The sequence below is a fragment of the Flavobacterium aquaticum genome (assembly GCF_003259835.1).
In the GTDB taxonomy this organism is placed as follows: domain Bacteria; phylum Bacteroidota; class Bacteroidia; order Flavobacteriales; family Flavobacteriaceae; genus Flavobacterium; species Flavobacterium aquaticum.
The window spans coordinates 150,879-171,350 of the sequence record NZ_QLMI01000005.1; the positions used below are offsets into that span (position 1 = coordinate 150,879).

Annotated in this window: 20 protein-coding genes; 10 read left to right on the top strand and 10 right to left on the bottom strand. The window is 30.6% G+C overall.

What is annotated here, in order from left to right:
- Nucleotides 1–5 precede the first annotated feature (5 nt).
- A complete protein-coding gene (locus B0I03_RS09280; protein WP_111567161.1) occupies nt 6–626 on the top strand; it encodes an L-threonylcarbamoyladenylate synthase in 621 nt (206 codons plus the stop codon).
- Between the two features lie 50 nt (nt 627–676).
- Here B0I03_RS09280 and B0I03_RS09285 read toward each other — a convergent pair whose 3' ends face one another.
- The 3 genes from B0I03_RS09285 to B0I03_RS09295 form a co-directional block, all read right to left on the bottom strand.
- On the bottom strand, nt 677–1,513 hold the full coding sequence (locus tag B0I03_RS09285) for an OmpA/MotB family protein (protein ID WP_111567162.1): 837 nt from the start codon (nt 1,511–1,513) through the stop codon (nt 677–679).
- Nucleotides 1,514–1,583: 70 nt separating this feature from the next.
- The gene (locus tag B0I03_RS09290; protein WP_111567282.1) at nt 1,584–2,579 is read right to left on the bottom strand and encodes a glycosyltransferase family 2 protein; all 996 of its coding nucleotides are present in this window, start codon (nt 2,577–2,579) and stop codon (nt 1,584–1,586) included.
- Between the two features lie 78 nt (nt 2,580–2,657).
- Nucleotides 2,658–3,101, bottom strand: coding sequence for a type I restriction enzyme HsdR N-terminal domain-containing protein (locus B0I03_RS09295; protein ID WP_111567163.1), 444 nt, complete (start codon nt 3,099–3,101; stop codon nt 2,658–2,660).
- Between the two features lie 62 nt (nt 3,102–3,163).
- Between B0I03_RS09295 and holA the strand changes: the two genes are divergently transcribed.
- From holA to B0I03_RS09315, 4 genes are all read left to right on the top strand, one after another.
- Nucleotides 3,164–4,168, top strand: coding sequence for a DNA polymerase III subunit delta (gene holA, locus B0I03_RS09300; protein WP_111567164.1), 1,005 nt, complete (start codon nt 3,164–3,166; stop codon nt 4,166–4,168).
- Nucleotides 4,169–4,246: 78 nt separating this feature from the next.
- A complete protein-coding gene (locus tag B0I03_RS09305) occupies nt 4,247–4,429 on the top strand; it encodes a CAL67264 family membrane protein (protein WP_026725732.1) in 183 nt (60 codons plus the stop codon).
- Nucleotides 4,430–4,474: 45 nt separating this feature from the next.
- Complete coding sequence (gene ettA, locus B0I03_RS09310; protein WP_111567165.1) at nt 4,475–6,166, top strand: energy-dependent translational throttle protein EttA; 1,692 nt, start codon at nt 4,475–4,477, stop codon at nt 6,164–6,166.
- Nucleotides 6,167–6,237: 71 nt separating this feature from the next.
- Entirely contained in the window at nt 6,238–8,436 is a 2,199-nt protein-coding gene (locus tag B0I03_RS09315; protein WP_111567166.1) for an ATP-binding response regulator, read from the top strand.
- 13 nt (nt 8,437–8,449) lie between these two features.
- Here B0I03_RS09315 and B0I03_RS09320 read toward each other — a convergent pair whose 3' ends face one another.
- Both B0I03_RS09320 and B0I03_RS09325 read right to left on the bottom strand, forming a co-directional pair.
- The gene (locus B0I03_RS09320) at nt 8,450–9,703 is read right to left on the bottom strand and encodes a DEAD/DEAH box helicase (RefSeq protein ID WP_111567167.1); all 1,254 of its coding nucleotides are present in this window, start codon (nt 9,701–9,703) and stop codon (nt 8,450–8,452) included.
- 71 nt (nt 9,704–9,774) lie between these two features.
- Nucleotides 9,775–10,806 carry a formimidoylglutamase gene (locus tag B0I03_RS09325; RefSeq protein WP_111567168.1) on the bottom strand — a complete coding sequence of 344 codons (1,032 nt, stop codon included), beginning with the start codon at nt 10,804–10,806 and terminating at the stop codon, nt 9,775–9,777.
- 119 nt (nt 10,807–10,925) lie between these two features.
- Here B0I03_RS09325 and B0I03_RS09330 point away from each other — a divergent pair, with 119 nt between their 5' ends.
- Nucleotides 10,926–11,804, top strand: coding sequence for a hypothetical protein (locus tag B0I03_RS09330; protein ID WP_111567169.1), 879 nt, complete (start codon nt 10,926–10,928; stop codon nt 11,802–11,804).
- 53 nt (nt 11,805–11,857) lie between these two features.
- Here the strand turns inward: B0I03_RS09330 and crcB are convergent, their stop codons facing one another.
- Nucleotides 11,858–12,235 (bottom strand): fluoride efflux transporter CrcB, encoded by a 378-nt coding sequence (crcB, locus tag B0I03_RS09335; RefSeq protein ID WP_111567283.1) that lies wholly within the window; start codon nt 12,233–12,235, stop codon nt 11,858–11,860.
- A gap of 1 nt (nt 12,236) precedes the next feature.
- Complete coding sequence (gene hutI / locus B0I03_RS09340) at nt 12,237–13,472, bottom strand: imidazolonepropionase (RefSeq protein ID WP_111567284.1); 1,236 nt, start codon at nt 13,470–13,472, stop codon at nt 12,237–12,239.
- Nucleotides 13,473–13,542: 70 nt separating this feature from the next.
- On the opposite strand from hutI, the gene corA reads away from it, so the two are divergent.
- Entirely contained in the window at nt 13,543–14,613 is a 1,071-nt protein-coding gene (corA, locus tag B0I03_RS09345) for a magnesium/cobalt transporter CorA (protein ID WP_111567285.1), read from the top strand.
- Between the two features lie 81 nt (nt 14,614–14,694).
- Nucleotides 14,695–14,865, top strand: coding sequence for a hypothetical protein (locus B0I03_RS09350; RefSeq protein ID WP_111567170.1), 171 nt, complete (start codon nt 14,695–14,697; stop codon nt 14,863–14,865).
- 72 nt (nt 14,866–14,937) lie between these two features.
- Here B0I03_RS09350 and B0I03_RS09355 read toward each other — a convergent pair whose 3' ends face one another.
- Together B0I03_RS09355 and arsC are read right to left on the bottom strand one after the other, a co-directional pair.
- The gene (locus B0I03_RS09355) at nt 14,938–17,463 is read right to left on the bottom strand and encodes an outer membrane beta-barrel family protein (protein WP_111567171.1); all 2,526 of its coding nucleotides are present in this window, start codon (nt 17,461–17,463) and stop codon (nt 14,938–14,940) included.
- 77 nt (nt 17,464–17,540) lie between these two features.
- Nucleotides 17,541–17,882, bottom strand: coding sequence for an arsenate reductase (glutaredoxin) (arsC, locus tag B0I03_RS09360; RefSeq protein WP_111567172.1), 342 nt, complete (start codon nt 17,880–17,882; stop codon nt 17,541–17,543).
- Nucleotides 17,883–17,947: 65 nt separating this feature from the next.
- Between arsC and B0I03_RS09365 the strand changes: the two genes are divergently transcribed.
- Both B0I03_RS09365 and B0I03_RS09370 read left to right on the top strand, forming a co-directional pair.
- Nucleotides 17,948–18,871: a CPBP family intramembrane glutamic endopeptidase gene (locus tag B0I03_RS09365; protein WP_111567286.1), complete on the top strand. Its 924-nt coding sequence runs from the start codon at nt 17,948–17,950 to the stop codon at nt 18,869–18,871.
- Nucleotides 18,855–19,910 (top strand): AMP-binding protein, encoded by a 1,056-nt coding sequence (locus B0I03_RS09370; protein ID WP_111567173.1) that lies wholly within the window; start codon nt 18,855–18,857, stop codon nt 19,908–19,910. Before B0I03_RS09365 ends, B0I03_RS09370 begins: the two co-directional genes overlap by 17 nt.
- Nucleotides 19,911–19,996: 86 nt before the next feature.
- Here the strand turns inward: B0I03_RS09370 and B0I03_RS09375 are convergent, their stop codons facing one another.
- Entirely contained in the window at nt 19,997–20,419 is a 423-nt protein-coding gene (locus tag B0I03_RS09375; RefSeq protein WP_111567174.1) for a DoxX family protein, read from the bottom strand.
- Between the last annotated feature and the right edge of the window lie 53 nt (nt 20,420–20,472).

The following is a 20,472-nucleotide window of genomic DNA, read 5'->3' on the forward strand; positions in this document are numbered from 1 at the left end:
TTAAGATGTCAGAATTCATAAAAATATACGAAGACAAACCAAGTGAAGCCGCAATTAAAAAAGTGGTTGAGGTTTTAAAAAATGGAGGTTTAGTCATTTATCCAACCGATACGGTTTATGGTTTAGGTTGTGATATTACCAATTCTCGTGCGCTTGAAAAATTAGCTAAAATCAAAGGAATTAAGTTGGAAAAAGCGAATTTCTCTTTCGTTTGTTCGAGTTTGAGTAATCTTTCTGATTATGTGAAACAAATTGATACTTCGACTTTTAAAATTTTAAAACGCGCTTTGCCTGGACCATACACGTTTATTTTACCAGGAAATAACGATTTACCAAAAGAATTCAGAAAGAAAAAAACAGTCGGAATTCGTGTTCCAGCTAATAATATTGCATTGCAAATTGTAGAAATGCTTGGAAATCCTATTGTTTCCACATCCATCCATGATGAAGATGAGGTAATTGAATATTCAACCGACCCAGAACTAATCTTCGAAAAATGGAATAACAAAGTAGATTTGGTTATCGATGGTGGTTACGGAGACAATGTAGCTTCAACAATCATTGATTTAACAGGACATGAACCTGAAGTCATTCGTGAAGGAAAAGGAAGTTTGGATGTAATATAAAAAAAACGCCTCAATCACTTGAGGCGTTTTTTTTATATTTTAAAGGTAAATTATTTCCCTTCTAAGTTTTTCATTTCCTTTTCTAACATATCGTAGAATTGGTCAATTTTTGGCATAATGATAATACGAGTTCTTCTGTTTTTTGCTCTGTTAGCAGGAGAATCGTTTTCCACTAAAGGAATATAAGAGCTTCTTCCAGCTGGAATTAATTGTTTTGGACTAACGCCTAAATCTTTATGTAAAACTCTTACGATTGATGTTGCTCTTTTTACCGATAAATCCCAGTTGTCTAATAAAACGGCATTTTTGATTGGCACATTATCGGTGTGACCTTCAACCATACATTCGAAGTCTGGTTTGCTATTGATTACTTTAGCCACTTTAGCTAAAACACCTTTTGCTTTATCACTTACTTCGTAACTTCCTGATTTGAATAATAAATTATCAGCAATCGAAATCATCACGACTCCTTTTTCAACATTGATGTTAATGTCCGGATCATCGATTCCTACTTCGCGTTTTAAACTTGTAACTAAAGCCAATGTTACACTGTCTTTTTTAGTTAAAGCGTCTTGTAAACGTGTGATTTTTAAATCTTTCTCTTTTAAACTTTCTAAAGATTTTTCCAGATTTTCAGCACCTTTGGTAGTTAACGTTGTTAAATTTCCCATGTTGTTAATTAAATCGGTATTGTTTTTCTTTAAGAAGTCAACTTGTTGTGCTAAAGCTTCTCTTTCAGTCAAACACGTATTTAATTTTACGGTTGCTGTGTTTAATAAATCTTGAATTTCTTTGTTTTTAGCTTCTAATTCCGTGTATTTCTTTTTTGAAACACAAGAACTTAATGAAATAGCAGCTACTGTGGCGAATAACATTACTCTTCCCATACGATAATTATTTTTTTACAAAATTAAATGGAAATTGTTAAAAAATAGCTTTTTTAAACCTAAACTATTGTTAAAAAAGGTCAGCAAAGACCTTGCCATTCTTGATAAAGTAACGATAAACGATGCTGTTTATTTTATAGTAATTTGATTTTTGAATTACACCTCGTTTTTTATAAAATTGATTTACAACACCATAAAAAGCAAAATGTGCCTGAATAATAGCAAAACAATGTTTGAATTTTCCTTTCAAAATAAATTGAATTCCCGCCAATCCATCTAAACACAATCGCATAAAAATGATGGGGAACAATTTATTTTTCGGTAAATTCTTAGTTAACATCAACAATGAATTTCTGAAATTCAAAAAGGTTTTTCTTGGATTTCCTTCGTTTAACGTCGCACCACCAACGTGATACACTATTGATTTTGAAGTGTATTTTATTTTATAGCCCAAATTAAAAGCTCTCCAACACAAATCAATCTCTTCTTGGTGGGCAAAGAAATCATCATCAAAACCATTTAATTTGCGATAAACATCTTTTCGGATAAAGAAACAAGCTCCGGTTGCCCAAAAGATTTCGATTTCATCATCGTATTGATTATTATCTTCTTCAACCGTATCGAAAATTCTTCCACGGCAAAACGGATAACCAAATTTATCAATAAAACCACCAGCACCACCAGCATATTCAAAATGCGTTTTCTTTTTGAAGTCTAATAATTTAGGTTGTATGATTGCAGTTTCAGCTTGATTTTCAAAAATTTCTAAAATAGGGGCCAACCAATTTTCGGTAACTTCAATATCCGAATTTACTAAAGCGTAATATTCTTCTTCAACAAATTTTAATGCTTCATTATAACCTTTTGCAAAGCCAAAATTACCTGTATTTTGAATGATTTTAACCGAAGGAAATTGGTTTTGAATCACTTCAATAGAAGTGTCAGTAGAAGCATTATCAGCAACATAAATCGTAGCTTCATCTGAAAAAGCAATTACTGAAGGCAAAAACTGTTCTAACAATTTGGCTCCATTCCAATTTAATATGACTACTGCTATTTTTTTCAAGTGATTTTTTGTTTCAGGTTTCAAGTTTCAGGTTATTTGGAGTTTCAAAGAATAAATTCTTTCATCATCCAGCTTTCATCATTTATATTCTGGAAGTTCTTTCAAGAAAACATATTTCTCATTTTCAAAATCCATTTGGCAAAAATAATGATTTAGTCCGTTGGTAACCATTAAATATTTAGCTTTCAAAACTAAATTATAACGCGCAATTTGATCAAACGTTTGTTGGGAAATGGGAACTTCTGGAGCTTTGCACTCAATTAATAAAAATATTTCACCATTAGGTTGAAAAACAACACCATCATATCGTTTGCTTAAATCGTTAATTTTGATTAATTTCTCAACGTTTATATAGGATTTTGGATAATTTTTATCCTGTAACAAAAAATGAATTACGTGTTGACGTACCCATTCTTCTGGTGTAAGAAGAATAAATTTTTTTCTAATTTCATCAAAAATAGACACTTTATTTTCACTATTTTTGAACCGAAAGGAATACGTTGGAAAATTCAATTTTTGCATAGTTCAAAATTAGTTAAATATTACAAACTGCCAACTATTTACTGACCACTGAATACTAAATTATGGATGAAGTAATTCAAATTACAAAAGATATAAAAGCCGGAAACATCAAACCCATTTACTTTTTTATGGGCGATGAACCTTATTATATTGATAAATTAACTGAATTTATTGAGCAAAATATCTTGCAAGAACACGAACGCGATTTCAATCAAACGATTTTATACGGTCGTGATGTTTCTATGGAAGATGTGGTTGGAAATGCAAAACGTTATCCAATGATGGCTGACCGACAAGTAGTGGTGGTTAGAGAAGCTCAAGAATTATCAAGAACTATTGATAAATTAGAAGCTTATGCCGAAAATCCACAACCAACAACCGTTTTAGTTTTTGCATACAAATACAAAACGTTAGACAAGCGTAAAAAAATCACCAAACTTTTAGATAAAGTCGGAGTAGTTTACGAAAGTAAAAAAATGTACGAAAATCAGGTGGGCGATTGGATTAAGCGTGTTTTATCTGGACAAGGTTATAGTATTGAACCTAAGGCAGCTGCTATTTTAGTAGAATTTTTAGGAACGGATTTATCTAAAATCAATAATGAATTAGAAAAACTAAAAATTATACTTCCAAAAGGACATACGTTTACACCAAAAGATATTGAAGAAAATATCGGTTTTAGCAAAGATTATAACAACTTCGAGTTACGAAAAGCCATAGGTGAAAAAGACCAACTGAAAGCCTACAAAATCATCGATCATTTTTCGCAAAATCCAAAAGATAATCCGTTGGTGGTTACTACGGGATTGGTGTTTGGTTTCTTTTCACAATTATTACAATATCATGGATTAAAAGATAAATCGCAGTTCAATGCGGCTAAAGTTTTAAAAGTGAGTCCGTATTTTGTTAAAGATTACGAAGTAGCATTTCGAAATTATCCAATGAAAAAAGTGAGTGCTATTGTTGCAGCTTTGCGAGATACGGATGTAAAAAGTAAAGGAGTAGGCGCTTCCTCTATGACACAACACGATTTATTGAAGGAAATGTTGATTAAAATTTTCAATTAATACAAAGCATAAAAAGTTTTAAAATTTGTACCTTCGCAGTCCTAAATTTTACAAAACTTTAGTTAAAAATACTTAATTATGGGAATGAATAAAAATACAATTTTGGCTTGGGCAACTTTCATTATGATTTTAATGGGATTACTTTTAATCGGATTAGGAATCTATCGTTATGCCGATGTAGCAGGTTGGGGATTTTCAGCTGTTGGAGTTGGTTTCTTTGCCATCGCTTGGGTTTTCAATGCATTAAAAGGAAGAGTATAACAAGTTACAATACATTTTAACAATTAATAAAACAAACATACGATTATGTCAGATGATAAGAAAGTGATTTTCTCAATGCAAAAATTGAGTAAAACCTATCCAGGAGCAGATAAACAAGTACTAAAAAATATTTATTTAAGTTTCTTTTACGGAGCAAAAATTGGTATTCTTGGATTAAATGGTTCGGGAAAATCTTCATTATTAAAAATTATTGCTGGAGTTGATAAAAATTACCAAGGAGATGTGGTTTTTCAACCAGGTTATACAGTTGGATATTTAGAACAAGAGCCTTATTTGGATGAAACTAAAACGGTAATCGATATTGTTCGTGAAGGTGCGGCTGAAACGTTTGCTTTATTGGAAGAATTTAATAAAATTAACGACGATTTTGGTTTGCCTGAAGTATATGAAGATGCTGATAAAATGGACAAACTAATGGAGCGTCAAGCGGTTTTACAAGATAAAATCGATGCTTGTGGTGCTTGGGAAATCGATACTAAATTAGAAATCGCTATGGATGCGCTTCGTACACCAGATGCAGATACGCCAATTTCAGTTTTATCGGGTGGAGAAAAACGTCGTGTAGCTTTATGTCGTTTACTTTTACAACAACCAGATGTCTTATTATTAGATGAGCCAACGAATCACCTTGATGCTGAATCGGTACTTTGGTTAGAACAACATTTAGCACAATATTCAGGAACTGTAATTGCTGTAACGCACGATAGATATTTCTTAGATAATGTTGCGGGTTGGATTTTAGAGTTAGATAGAGGAGAAGGAATTCCATGGAAAGGAAATTATTCTTCTTGGTTAGAACAAAAATCAAACCGTATGGCGCAAGAAGAAAAAGTAGCGTCAAAACGTAGAAAAAATTTAGAGCGTGAGTTGGATTGGGTGCGTCAAGGAGCAAAAGGGCGTCAAACCAAACAAAAAGCACGTTTACAGAATTACGATAAATTATTAAACGAAGACCAAAAAGAACTAGACGAAAAATTAGAAATCTACATTCCAAATGGTCCTCGTTTAGGAACCAATGTAATTGAAGCTAAACATGTTTCAAAAGCATTTGGAGATAAATTACTATATGATGATTTAAATTTCGTTTTACCACAAGCTGGAATTGTTGGAATTATCGGACCAAACGGAGCTGGTAAATCTACAATATTCAAAATGATTATGGGTGAACAACAAGCCGATTCAGGAACATTTGAAATTGGTGATACGGTTAAAATCGCCTATGTTGATCAATCACACTCTAATATTGATCCAAACAAAACCCTTTGGGAAAACTTCTGCGATGGTCAAGAATTAATTATGATGGGTGGAAGACAAGTAAATTCTCGTGCCTACTTATCTCGTTTTAATTTTGGTGGTGGTGAACAAAATAAAAAAGTAGCTACTTTATCAGGAGGAGAAAGAAATAGATTGCACTTAGCCATGACGCTAAAAGAAGAAGGAAACGTATTACTTTTAGATGAGCCTACTAATGATCTAGATGTGAATACATTACGTGCTTTAGAAGAAGGTTTGGAAAATTTTGCAGGTTGTGCTGTAATTATTTCGCATGATAGATGGTTTTTAGATAGAGTTTGTACGCACATTTTAGCTTTTGAAGGTGATTCTCAAGTGTATAGCTTTGAAGGAAGTTTTACAGAATATGAGGAAAACAAGCGTAAACGTCTAGGAAAAGATGTAACGCCAACTCGTATTAAATACAAAAAATTAACACGATAAACATTTGTTAAAAAATCCTGATTAAGTCAGGATTTTTTTTTACATTAGTAACTCCTTTTCAATGCACTTAAATGATAACGTATAAGCATTTTTATTTAGTTTTAGTATTCTGGCTTTGCTCACTTTCAGGAATAGCACAGCATACTGATTTATCTAATAAAGAGGCGAAACAGTTGTTGAAAAAGGCGGGGCAAAGTTTTTTAAAATTAGAAACTAAAAAATCGCTCGATTTTGCTCAAAAAGCTCTAGTTATTGCTACAAAAAATGATAACGATTTATTAGCTGCTAAGGCTTATAATATTATTGGTTTAAACTTCGAAGAATTTGCTGATTATAAAAAAGCAATAGAATTTTATTCTAAAGGACTTATTTTAGCTAATAAAGTTGATAACGACACTGTAAAAGGTTGGTTAAATAACAATTTAGGTAACCTTTATTGTTACCGAAAAATCGATTTTCGAAAAGGTATTAAACATTATAAAGAAGGCTTAAAATATTCTATTCAACATAAAGATGAATATGAAATTATGTTTTCTAAACTTAATATTGGAAGTGCCTATTTTGCTGTAGAAGACTTTAGTTCTGGAATTCAATATTTTAATGAAATTAAAGATTATGTAGACAAAGAAGGAGATAATGAAGCTAAAATATCATTAAACTCAAATTTTGGTGCATACTACAATCACTTGAATAACAATCAAAAAGCGGAAGAATATTATTTAAAAGCGGTTCATTTTTGCGAACAAAATGATATTGAGTTAATCAAGTCTAACGCAAGTGATGTTTATAATGATATTTCAAATTTTTACTATAAAATTAAAAACTTTGAAAAAGCACACTTCTATCTCTTAAAACATGACGAATTACAAGATAAAATTTATAACGAAGAGCGATTAAGTGATGTTAAAATAGGAGGGTTGCAAATTGAGCATGACGAGATTAATAGAGAGATTGATCAAATTAAAAAAGAAAAAGAAATTCAAGCTGAAAAATTACAGGCCAATCGTGTTTTCGTTATTCTTTTAGCTATTATTTTCTTCATTTTGGTGTTGTTGCTATTGTCTTTAATTAGAAATAACAAGTTCAAAGCAAAAATTAATGAAGAATTAAAACGAACCAATAATGAATTATTAGTTGCAAAAGAAAAAGCTGAAGAAGCATCTCAATTAAAAACCCAATTCATTTCAACTATTAGTCACGAACTAAGAACGCCTCTTTATGGAGTTGTTGGAATTACAGATATCATTTTAGACGAACACAAAGAATTAAAAAACAGTCCGCATTTAAAATCATTAAAATTTTCAGCTAAGTATTTATTGTCATTGGTAAATGATATTTTAAAAGTCTATAAAATTGAAGAAAATCAGGTAGTTCTTGAAGATATGGTTTTTAATATCCATGACGAATTAACGGTTATTAAAGATTCACTTCACTTTTTAGCGATTAAAAATAACAACCAAATTTTTATTGAAGTTGATAATTCAATTCCAGAAGTTTTGGTTGGCGATAAAATTCGATTATCTCAAATTTTTATTAATTTGATGAGTAACTCTCTTAAATTTACCGAAAACGGAAAGGTATTAGTTAAAGCGCATCTGATTGAAAAAATAGGAACAAAATGTTATTTGAAATTTGAAGTAATTGATAACGGAATTGGTATTGCAAAAGAAGATCAAAATAAAGTTTTTGAGAAATTTGTTCAAGTATATCGTAAAGAAGACGATTATCAAGGAACAGGCTTAGGATTAACCATTGTTAAAAAATTAGTTGAATTGTTTAATGGAACCATTCAATTAGAAAGCGAAGAAGGAAAAGGAACAACCATTACTTTTACTTTGCCACTAGAATCAGATGATTCGAAAGCAAAATCAATTATTGATAATTTAGATGTTGATCTTTCGGTAAGAAAAGAATATAAAATTTTAGTGGTAGAGGATAATAAAATTAATCAAGTGGTAACTAAAAAACTTTTGGAAAATAATCGTTTTAAATGTCAAATTGTTGATGATGGTTATGCAGCTTTAGAACTTGTGACTAAAACTCATTTTGATGCTATTTTGATGGATATTAACATGCCTTTAATCAATGGATTTGAAACCTCAAAATTAATTAGACAAAAAGGAATTCAAACTCCAATTATTGCTGTAACGGCTTTTGATAAGCAAGATATTGAAGATAAAATTATTGACGCTCAAATTAATGAAGTTATCGTAAAACCGTTTGAAAGTCATAAACTTTTCGAAACTATAAAAAGATTAGTAGATAAATAAAAAAAACGTTGGCTTAGTACCAACGTTTTTTGTTTTTCTTTGAAGCATCCGACTTTCTTGATTTTGAATTGGGATTCATCTTATTTTTATTTCTTAAGTCAGGTTTTGCATCTGGATTTTTAACTTCATCTTTCCATTCATATGGATGATCTGTGATTACTTTGACTTTCATTCGAATTAATTTCTCAATATCCTGCCAGTATGGTTTTTCGTCTTTTCCACAAAATGAAATGGCTAAACCAGAATTTCCAGCGCGACCTGTACGACCAATTCGGTGAACATACGTTTCCGAAATATTTGGAATATCAAAGTTTATTACAAATGGAAGTTGCTCAATATCAATTCCTCTAGCTGCAATATCGGTAGCAACTAAGATATCGATTTCTTTATTTTTAAATTGCTCTAAAACACGTTGACGTGCATTTTGCGATTTATCTCCGTGAATAGCTTCAGCTTTTATGCTTGCTTTTTTCAACACTTTTACAATGTTGTCGGCTCCGTGTTTGGTTCTAGTAAACACTAAAGCATTACTCAAACTTTCTTGAATAATTAACTGTTTTAAAAGTAAACGTTTTTCGTCTTTGTTTACGAAATATACTTTTTGTGTCACATTTTCTGCTGTACTCGAAATTGGTGTAACCGAAATGTATTTTGGTCTTGTTAAAAATGTATCCGCTAATTCTCTAATCGCTAAAGGCATCGTTGCCGAAAACAACAACGTTTGACGATTTTCAGGAGTTAATTTGATGATTTTTTTTACATCATTAATAAACCCCATATCCAACATTTGATCGGCTTCGTCTAAAACCAAATGATGCATGTGATTCAAATCGATAAAACCTTGTTTGTGCAAATCTAAAAGTCTTCCTGGAGTTGCGATTAAAACATCAACTCCCATTTTTAGTTCATTAACTTGTGGAACTTGATTCACTCCACCAAAAATCACTAATGATTTTACATTGGTATATTTTCCATACGTTTTAAAACTTTCGTCAATTTGAATAGCTAATTCTCTTGTTGGCGTAACTACTAAAGTTCTAATATGTTTTGCTTTTTTTGCCGAACCTACAATTCGATGAATCAAGTTTAAAATTGGAATTGCGAAAGCACCTGTTTTTCCAGTTCCGGTTTGCGCGCATGCAACTAAATCTTGTCCTGCTAATATTTCAGGAATTGCTTGCTCTTGAATTGGAGTAGGGTTTGTGTAGCCTTCTTCTTCTAAAGCTTGTTGTATATTGTTAAATAATTTTAATTCGTTAAATGTCATAAATAGTAAATTTTCCTATCAAATAAGTTTGATAAGGGTACAAAGATAGTGTTATTTTGAGGAATTTGGTTTTACCCAACTTTTGCCTTCATAAAATCAGTAATTAAAGAAGCTATTAATTTACCGGTTAAATGATTGTTTTTTGAATCATCAAGAGCTGGAGCTCCTTCACAAATATGAAAATAAGAAGCGTTCTGATGTTTTCCAAAAAAGTAAGTAAAATGACGCGCTTTATCCACACTAAAACCACTCAAAGTCATAGCACTGGAAGGAATATTAGGAATTGCATCTAAATCTAATTCCACGCCAAAAGGTTCATTTTTAATAAAGTTTAGTGCGTTTTCTAATTCAGTTTCGAAGTTTTTCTCTCGTTTTACTTCCACTTCTTCATAGGTAACGTATTTTACTCTAGAAGTCAATTCTTTCAACGTATTGAAAACACTTTTTGAAACGAAGTTTTCATGTAATCCAAAAACGAAATATTTCTTTAAAAAGCCGTCTTCAAAAGCATAACTGAATCCATTTCCAGAATGTCTTCCTTCTAAAATTCTAAAATCGGTATGAGCGTCAAAATTTACTGCATTTACGGGTTTTCCTTTAGCTAAAGCTAAACCTTTGATGTTTCCGTATGCATTATTATGTCCGCCACCTACAATGATAGGAATTTTTCCTGCAGAACAAATTTGGTGAATAATATGAGAAACCTCTACATCTAATTGTTCTACCAATTTAAAAAGTTCTTTTCTGTCTTCTTTATTAGAAATATTTAAGTTTTGAGCTTTTTCCATTTCATTTGAAACGTTAAGCTGTCCTAAAACGATAAGATTACTTCCTTTACAAAATTTATTATGTTGAATATTTGCTAAACTCTGCAAAGCACTTTCGTATGCCGAAGCAGCTCCAGCACGTCCTAAATTTGCACGAACACCTATGTCTTCTGGGATTCCTAGAAGAACAAACTTAGCTTCACTGTTGGTTATGAAATCAACAATATCTGCATCTTTTGGTATTGTGATGATTTTTTCTCCAAATTTTACTTCACCACTTCTGTGGTTGGTTATTTTGGCTAATTCGTTTTGGCTTAAAAGGGTAATATTCTCCATAAAATTATTAAATGCAATCAAAAGTACTATTTTTAAATAAAATTCGTTTAATATTTAGAAAATACTTTAAAAAGTGTATTTTTGAAAAAACTTATAAATAACCCAATCAAAACTAACCCATGGAAAACAAATCAAACAATTCTGGATTAAAAGCTGCAATAGTTGTTTTAGCATTACTTTTATTAGGAAGTATCGGTTATATTTTTAAATTATCTTCCGATAATAAAGAAACGGTAACTACATTAACTGCTGAAAAAAATACTTTGTCAGAAGAACTAAAAGCTAAAATTGCAGAATATGACACAATGATTGCTGATAATACAGCATTAAAAGAAGAATTGCAAGCAGAACAAGCTAAAATGGTTGCTTTATTAGAGCAAGTTGAAAAATCTAAAGGAGATGAAGCTGCAATGGCAAAGTACAAAAATGAATATTTCCGTTTAAAAAGAGAAATGGATAATTTAGTAGCTGAAAACAAAATTTTAAAAGAACAAAATGTTGCTTTAACTTCAAGTTTAGATAGTACTAATGTAGTTTTATCAGATGCTAAAAAATTCAACGATACTTTGTTAACTCAAAATGAAAGTTTAACAAAAACAGTTGAAAAAGGTTCTAAGTTAGCCGTTTTAAACCTAAAAGTTTTAGCTGTTAAACAAAGAAGTTCTGGAAAACAAATTGAAACAGACAAAGCAAGTAGAGCTGATGTTTTAAAAGTAAGTTTTTTAATTGCTGAAAACCAAATTGCAAAAACAGGAGCAAGAGAGTACTATGTTCAAATTATTGATAGTAAAAACAATATTTTAGGCGAAAAGAAAACAATTCCTGCTGGAGATAAAACATTAACGTATAGCTTTATTTCAACTGTAAAATATGAAAACAAAACAGTTCAGGTAAATGAAGAAGTACCAGGAAAAGATTTTGCAAAAGGAACTTACTTTGTAAATGTATTTGACAAAAATGCAGAATTAGTTTCTAAAACAAGTTTCGAATTGAAATAATCGTTTTATAAAATTTTAAAAGTCCAATGAGAGTAATTTCATTGGACTTTTTTTTATATGTATTTTGATAAGTAACTTCCTAATCCAACAGCTGAAATGGTTAAAATTATGGAAGTTGCCATATAGATGTAAGCTGTAATTTGGTTGTTATTCTGAAGTAAATTGTAGTTTTCTAATGCAAAACTTGAAAAAGTGGTAAATCCTCCGCAAAAACCAACAATCAATAAAAATTTCAAAGGATGATTTTCTGGGAAATATTTTCCTAGGTAACCAATGAATAATCCAATAAGTAAACTTCCTAAAATATTCACTAAAAAGGTACTTAAAGGAAACGAACCTTGAAAATATTTTGTTGTCAACCAATGGGTTAAATATCGAAAAATACTTCCGATGGCGCCTCCAAATCCAACAAGTAAAAGAGTTTTTATCATATTAAATAAATTTGCCTTCAATCATTACTTTATCAATTAAATTCGTTCCAAAAGCATACGGCAATTGGTAAAAACTCATAATTGGTTTTGTGATGATGAGATTTGCTTTTTTTCCTTTTGTGATACTTCCGTGAGATTCAGAAATTCCCATAGCATAAGCTCCGTTGATAGTTGCTGCATTGATAGCTTCTTCTGGAGTCATTTTCATTTTGATGCATGCCGTAGCCACCACAAAATTCATATTTCCTGATGGAGTAGTGCCAGGATTATAATCGGTAGCCAAAGCTAATGGTAAACCTGCATTCATCATTTTTCTTGCAGGTGTGTATGGAATGCTAATAAAATATGAACAACTTGGTAAAGCAACTGGCATTGTTTTGCTGTTTTTCAACACTTCAATGTCTTCATCGGTTACGATTTCTAAATGATCAACCGATAATGCTCCGTTTTCTACACAAGCTTTAATTCCGTCGATAGCGGTGAATTGGTTCACATGAATTTTTGGTTCTAAACCATATTTTCTTCCAGCTTCCATGATTTTTATGGTTTCTTCAACTGAAAAATATCCTGTTTCAAGGAAAGCATCAATATAATCAGCTAAGTTTTCGGAAGCAATTTTTGGTAACATTTCGTTGATAATCAAGTCAATGTAAGCCGAATGATTTTCTTTGTATTCCATTGGAAAAGCATGAGCGCCAAGAAATGTAGCTTTTATAGCAATTGGATAATTTTCTTTTAAACGTTTGATAACGCGCAACATTTTCAATTCGCCTTCAACAGTTAATCCGTATCCCGATTTAATTTCTACTGCACCCGTTCCTTGTTGCATAACTTCTTCTAAACGTAATTTCGATTGCTCATAAATTTCATCTTCTGAAGTTTCGTTTAGTTTTTTAGCTGAATTTAAAATTCCGCCACCACGATTCGCAATTTCTTCGTATGATAAACCGTTAATTCTATCTACAAATTCTTGAATTCGGTTTCCTGCGTATACAATGTGAGTATGACTATCAACCCAAGTTGGTAAAATCACTTGTCCAGTGGCATCAATGATTTCAACATCAGAAAGTTTTGGACAGTTTTCCATCGGACCAAAATTGGAAATAATATTGTTTTCTATTAAAAGATAAGCATTATCAATTTTAGGTAATATTGCCATATCTGATCCCGAAATTTTATCAATTCCTACTTCTCTAATTTGTAATAGTTCTTTTATGTTGATGAATAAGGTTTGCATTGAAAATAAATTTCCGTAAAAATACTTCTCATTTTTAAAAACTCCTATCTTTATATAAAATTTGTTTGTTTTGAGAAAAATTAAATACAAGAAAGGAAGAAAAGTTCATCCAAGTACGTTAGAATATACAGGTATTCACAAAGATACACCAACAGAAATGCAAATGTTTGTGTATGATACTGATGAAGTTATTGAATTTCAACAATGTGAACCTCACGACTTGGATACTAATATTGATGCTTTAAAAGTGAATTGGATTAATATTCACGGATTAAATAATCATGCTTTTATTGAAAAAGTAGGCGCTAAGTTTGGTGCTGACCATTTCATTATTGGTGACATTTTAAATACAACCAAACGAACTAGAATAGAAGAGTATCACGATATTTTATTTTTCAATGTGAAATCGCTTTTACCTCAAAAAGAGTCTGATAATATTAGTGTAGAGCAAATTAGTTTTTTGTTGAAGGATAATGTTTTGATTTCTTTTCAAGAGAAAAGAAGTGATTTTTTTACACACATCAGAGAACGAATTAGAACCAATTCAGGAGTTGTACGAACAAAAAAAGCCGATTATTTATTGTATTTGTTATTAGATGCGATAATTGAAAATTTCTATATAACTATTGAAAGTGAGGAAAATAAAGTAGATGAATTGATTGATTTATCTAAGATTAATACCAATCCAGAAGTTTTAGAATTGATTGAGAAACATCGGGATAATTTTAATTTTTTGAAACGTTCCATTATTCCATTACGAGATTGTTTATATTCCATTAAAAGTATTAAAGACGATAATGTGTTTAATGATATTCAGCCTGAGAATTTTACTTTCTTCTCCAGATTACATCAAAAGTGTTTAGAATTATTGGAACAAATTGATTCTGATTTAATAACATTAGAAAGTGCTTCCAATTATTTCTTCTCGGCACAGAACCATAAGATGAATCAAGTGATGAAAACATTAACAGTGGTTTCGATGTTCTTTTTACCTTTAACTTTTATCGTAGGTGTTTATGGTCAGAACTTTAAGAATTTACCTGAGTTAGAGTGGGAGTATGGCTATTTTATTATTTGGGGAATTATGTTGTCCGTTGTTGCGGTAATGTTTATTTATTTTAAAATCAAAAAGTGGTTTTAGCTAAAAATAATAGCAATTCTATTGTCAAAAATAAATATTACTATTATCTTTGACGTGAATTCATAAATTCCGGAAAATATTATGTTTGAATTTCAACAGTACCTAGGTTTTTTACTTTTCTTAACCATATTAACTATTGGTTTTTGGTTGATGATATTCTTAGTAGGATTTGTTCACTATTGGTTGGGCGGAGCTATCATGGAATTGATTAAAGAGAAAAGAGCAAAAAAACAAGCTGAATTAGAAGGATAATTTTCTTTTAATTTTAAAAATAAAAAGTCCCGATTTAATCGGGACTTTTTTTATTTGTTATGGTTTTTGAAATTATGGTCTTCCCATAAAATCTCCTTCACCACCATTGTCTTCTCTACGAGGTTGTCTGTCTCTTTCGTTTTTCTGTTTGTTGAAACGATATGTAAAAGTTAGCATAACTTGTCTTTCTCTCCATTGCATTTCGCTATATGAACTAACTACATTAGGAATTTCAGTTTCCATGATTCTTTTTCTTGAATTGAAAACATCACTAACATTTAAAGCAATTGTACCTTTATCTTTTAAGATATCTTTACTAAATGCTAAGTTCATTGAGGCAACACCTAATGATTTACCTTGAGCATTTGTTTGAGGTGCATTGTATGTTCCGTTTGTTTGCCAATCTATTTTATAAGGTAATGTTACTTTTGAATTGATTCTTGCAAACCAAGTAAAAGCTACGTTATCAAAGTTTTGATTTATTGTATTTCCTAAATAGTCAACATAAGAATAATCACCTTGAGTTTCGCTTCTGAATGCATTAAAGTTTCCATTCAATCTCCACCATTTGTATGGTGTATAGTTTAAATTGAACTCAAAACCAGCTCTGTATTCCTTAGCTAAGTTAATTGGTGTGCTTAGAATTACCGGAGTTCTAATATCAGTTCCTCCAATAGGTGTTACATCTCCTGTAACTGGATCAACAATATCTTCTCCATCTACAATTGTAGTTGCAAATAAACCAGATTCTCTTCTAATAAATTGGAAAGAATCATTTGTTATATTTATATAAGCCGATGTATTGAATGTTAATTTATTCCATTTTTTCAAATAACCTAAATCAATTGCGTCTGTCATTGAAGGATCTAAATCTGGATTTCCTTGAAAGATATTAATGTTACTTGACAATGAAGAAACTGGATTTAAGAAACGACCTCTAGGACGATTAATTCTTTTACTATAACTTAAACTAACAGAACTTGATTCTGAAAACTCATAGTTAAATGTAGCAGAAGGGAATAAATTGTTATATTTTTTTGTGTTGTAATCATTCTCAGTTAAAGAATTTACTTCAATATTACTATCTTCAAAACGTAATCCAAAGAAATAAGAGAATTTATCAATTTTTGAACCATATTGCATGTAAAGCGCATTTACATTTTCAATATATTCAAGTGTGTTTGAGAAATTTGAATCGTCAGGAGTTACTGTAAAATCAGTTAAATTGTTTAAGAAACTTCCTCTATATCCTGCTTCAAAACGACCGTTTTTACCAATTGGTAACACATAATCAGCTTGAATTAAATTTCTTTGCTGTTTTTGTGTATTAGAAGTTTCTTCTGTATCTAAACTACTTGGGTTTCCTAATATTTGGTCTGAAATAGTTGCAAATTCATTTTCTCTATTTTGAGAAATTGCAATATCAACTGTTAATTTGTGATCGTCTTTTTTGAATTTTTTTACAAAATTAGAGGCATATTCAATACTAAATTCATCACTTCTTTGATCATTAAAACGATTTCTAGTTGATGTTGGGTTAAATCCAGAATCAAAATTATAGAAAAACACATTATCAGGATTTTTTCCTCTGTTTTCTCTGAAAGTTAAAGCATTTGTCCAAGTTAAAGATTTTGAAAGATTAAGATCAATACCAAAATTAGCATTAAAACCTTCGCTTAATCTATCGTTTGTTCTTCTTTCGTTTATAAAGTTTTTTGTAGTTCCATCAGAATTATAATATTCTGCATCTACCATTGAGTTTCCAGGATTGTTTCTGTAGTTGTAACCAAAGTTAGAAAACAAGTTATAATCGTCACTTTTTTTGTTTAAGTTAATGCTTGTTCCATAAGTTTCAGGATCACCAGCGTTTACCATAATAGAACCATTAACTCCATTTGCTTTACCTTTTCTAAGAACAATATTAATGATACCTCCACCACCTTCTGCATCATAACGTGCAGATGGATTTGTGATAACTTCAACTTTTTCTACAGCATCTGCAGGTAATAATTTTAAAGCATCTGCAATATTAATTCCAGCTAATCCAGAAGGTCTTCCATCTATTAAAATTTTTACATTTTCATTTCCTCTTAGTGCTACTGTTCCTTCTGCATCAACAGTTACAGATGGTACATTATCTAAGACATCGCTAACAGTTCCGCCTTTTACCATCATATCTTTACCAACGTTGTAAACTCTTTTATCGAGTTTAATTTCAACTGTTGATTTTTCAGCAATTACTTCAATTTCATTTAATTGAGCCACATCGGCAGCCATTTGAATTACTCCTAAGTTGGTATCCGTATTAAATTCTTTTTGTTGTAATGGTAACGTCTTAAAAGAAATAAATTCGACTCTAACATTGTAGTTTCCAGCCGATACTTCAAACTTAAAATTTCCATTTTCATCGGTAATTCCACCAGAAAGTTGTTTTGTTTTAGCATTTTCAAAAACAATGGTAGCGTATTCTAAAGGAAAATCAGTTCCTTTTTCAATTACTTTTCCCGAAATGGTTACTTTTTTAGCATCTGGTCGTTGTGCAAAGGCTGTTAAACTTAAGAATAACGATAGTGTAGCAATAAGAATTTTCTTGTTCATAAATATTTTTTTTGCAAATAAGACTGCAAAAGTAACTTTTGGTTTAGCCGTTAATTGCTAAATCTTTGTTAAAACTACTAGAGGATTTCGTTAATCTTTTCTTTGGGTCTTGCAATTACGGCTTTGTCTCCATTTACAATTATTGGACGTTCAATTAACTTTGGATTTTCGAGCATTGCTTCAATGATTTGAGCATCACTTAAATCTTTTCCTTTATAATTTTCTATCCAAATAGATTCTTTGGTTCTGATTAATTCTATTGGCTTGATATTGAGTTTTTTAATAATATCTTCAAGCTCTAGTTTTGTAAAAGGCTCATCTAAATATTTTCGAATTTCAAAGGGTTGATTCAAATTTTCAATTTCGCACAAACCTTCTCTCGATTTGGTACATCTTGGGTTATGGTAAATAGTTATCATATTTTCTTTTTTACAAAGAAATAAAAAATAGTACTTTAGTGGCAAACTTAATTCGTTTAAAAGTTATGTATATAGAGCAATTAAAATCTAAAAAAGTTAACTTATTTTCTTATTTACCAATTCCTTTGGGCTTTATTTTATTGATGTTTTTCAACTTTATTATGTCTGATGGAGTAGATACGAATGAAGTTATACAACAGACAATCAAATTAATAGGAGTTAATTTAACTTTTGTAATACTTGTAGGTCCTTTAGCCTTCGGTTTATTGTTAGTTCTTTTTTGGGTTAAATTTGTTCAAGGGCAATCAATAACTAGTTTGACCACCTCACGTCAAAAAATAGATTGGAAACGCGTTTTTTTCTCTTTTTTCTTGTGGGGAAGCATTACGACTTTGATGATTTTAGCACTTTATTTTACCCAACCTGAGAATTTTGTTTGGAATTTTAATTCTGAGAAGTTTTTTGTTTTCTTAATTCTGGCAATAATTTTAGTACCGATGCAAACTAGCTTTGAAGAATATCTTTTTAGAGCTCATATGATGCAAGGAATAGGATTAGCCACTAATAGTAGATTAATTCCTTTGATTATTACATCTGTCTTGTTTGGTTTAATGCACATAGCTAATCCAGAAGTAGGAAAAATAGGTTATATCATTATGGTGTATTACATAGGAACTGGTTTTTTCTTAGGAATTATGACTTTAATGGATGAAGGTTTAGAATTAGCATTAGGTTTTCATGCTGCCAATAACTTAGTAGGAGCTTTACTCTTAACAGCTGATTGGACAGCATTTCAAACTAATTCTATTTTAAAAGATTTATCAGAACCATCAGCAGGTTTTGATGTTTTAACACCCGTTTTTGTAATATTTCCAATCTTGCTTTTAATTTTTTCTAAAGTTTATGGATGGAATAATTGGAAAGAAAAGTTAACAGGAAAATTAATTGATACTAACAAAGAAATCGATTTCAATGATTCCAAATTATAAGAGCATTCACAATCGTTTTAAAATAAATGATTTTCATTTTGATAAAGAAGCGCTATTTCAATTGGCTTACAGTTTAATTAAAGAAGGAAAAGAACATGAAATAGACTTAGGTGTTTTTTTGTTAGATTGGTTAGATGATAAAGAAACGATTGAGTTAACTACTTCAGGAACCACTGGAGTACCAAAAGTTATTACAATTAAGAAGCAATCCATGGTGCATTCAGCTATTGCAACAGGTAATTTTTTTAATTTGCATCCGCAAGACAAAGCATTATTATGTTTACCAGCACGTTATATTGCTGGAAAAATGATGATTGTTCGTGCTATGATGCTAGGTTTAGAATTGGATATTATGGTTCCAAGTTCACACTTAGATGATTTATTGCCTCACAAAGCGTATGATTTTGTTGCAATTGTTCCACTTCAGGCAGAAAATAGTTTAGATAAATTACATCAATTTAAAAAGATAATTATAGGAGGAGCAAAAGTTTCTGATGATTTAGCCTCAAAATTAAAGAATATAAAATCAGATATTTATGAAACTTATGGAATGACTGAAACCATTACTCATATTGCAGCCAAAAAAATAGGCGAGGCGTATTTTAATGTTTTAGAACATGTTTCCATTTCTAATGATGAAAGAAATTGTTTAGTAATTGATGCGCAAAGTGTTTCAGATGAGAAAGTAATTACAAATGATATTGTTGAAATTCTAAATGAGAAACAATTCAAATGGATAGGTCGCTATGATAATGTAATAAATAGTGGCGGAATTAAGTTATTTCCTGAGCAAATAGAAGCCAAATTAGCCTCAAAAATTGACAATAGATTTTTTATAACAAGTCTTCCAGATGACATTTTAGGTTCAAAAGTAGTTTTGGTTGTTGAAGGATCGGAACAAGTAATTGATACAACAATTTTTAATTCCTTAGATAAGTTTGAAAAACCAAAAGAAATTTTGTTTGTGTCTGAATTTGTTGAAACTGAAACAAAAAAGATCAATCGTATCCGAACTTTAAAAAAAATAAAGGTTGTATAAATCAAAAATAATATAATACATATTTTGAATGGATTATGAAGTATAAAGTAAGTACTATATTAAAATTTTTATACAACCTTAAGTAGTTATTCTTCCATTTTTAAATAATAATCTGCAGAATGTTTTCCACTGCCAAAGAAGATAAAAAATACACTAGTAGCAAAAGCTAACAAGGATTGAATAAAATCTGACGGGTTAAAGACTCCAATAAAATTTATTGTAAAAGCACCTAAAAGTATAGGTAACTGTACCCAAATTGACCAACGTGTTAAGAAGCCAATGATAATCATTACTCCTCCTGCCATGTGTGCCATTGCAACATAATGAATTAGCAACATTTCGCTACCAAAACTTCCCACCGAATTTAAAATTTCATGTAAGTACTTTTTGTCTACGATGAAAGAAACTCCTTTTAATAGTAAAAAAGTACCTAAAGAAATTCTAAGAATATCTATAGGAATACATGTGTTTGCATTAGCCCATTTGTTTAATTCTCTAATTCTAGCCATAAATAAACGGATTAAAATTACACAACGCTAATTTACTAAAAATTAACATATTA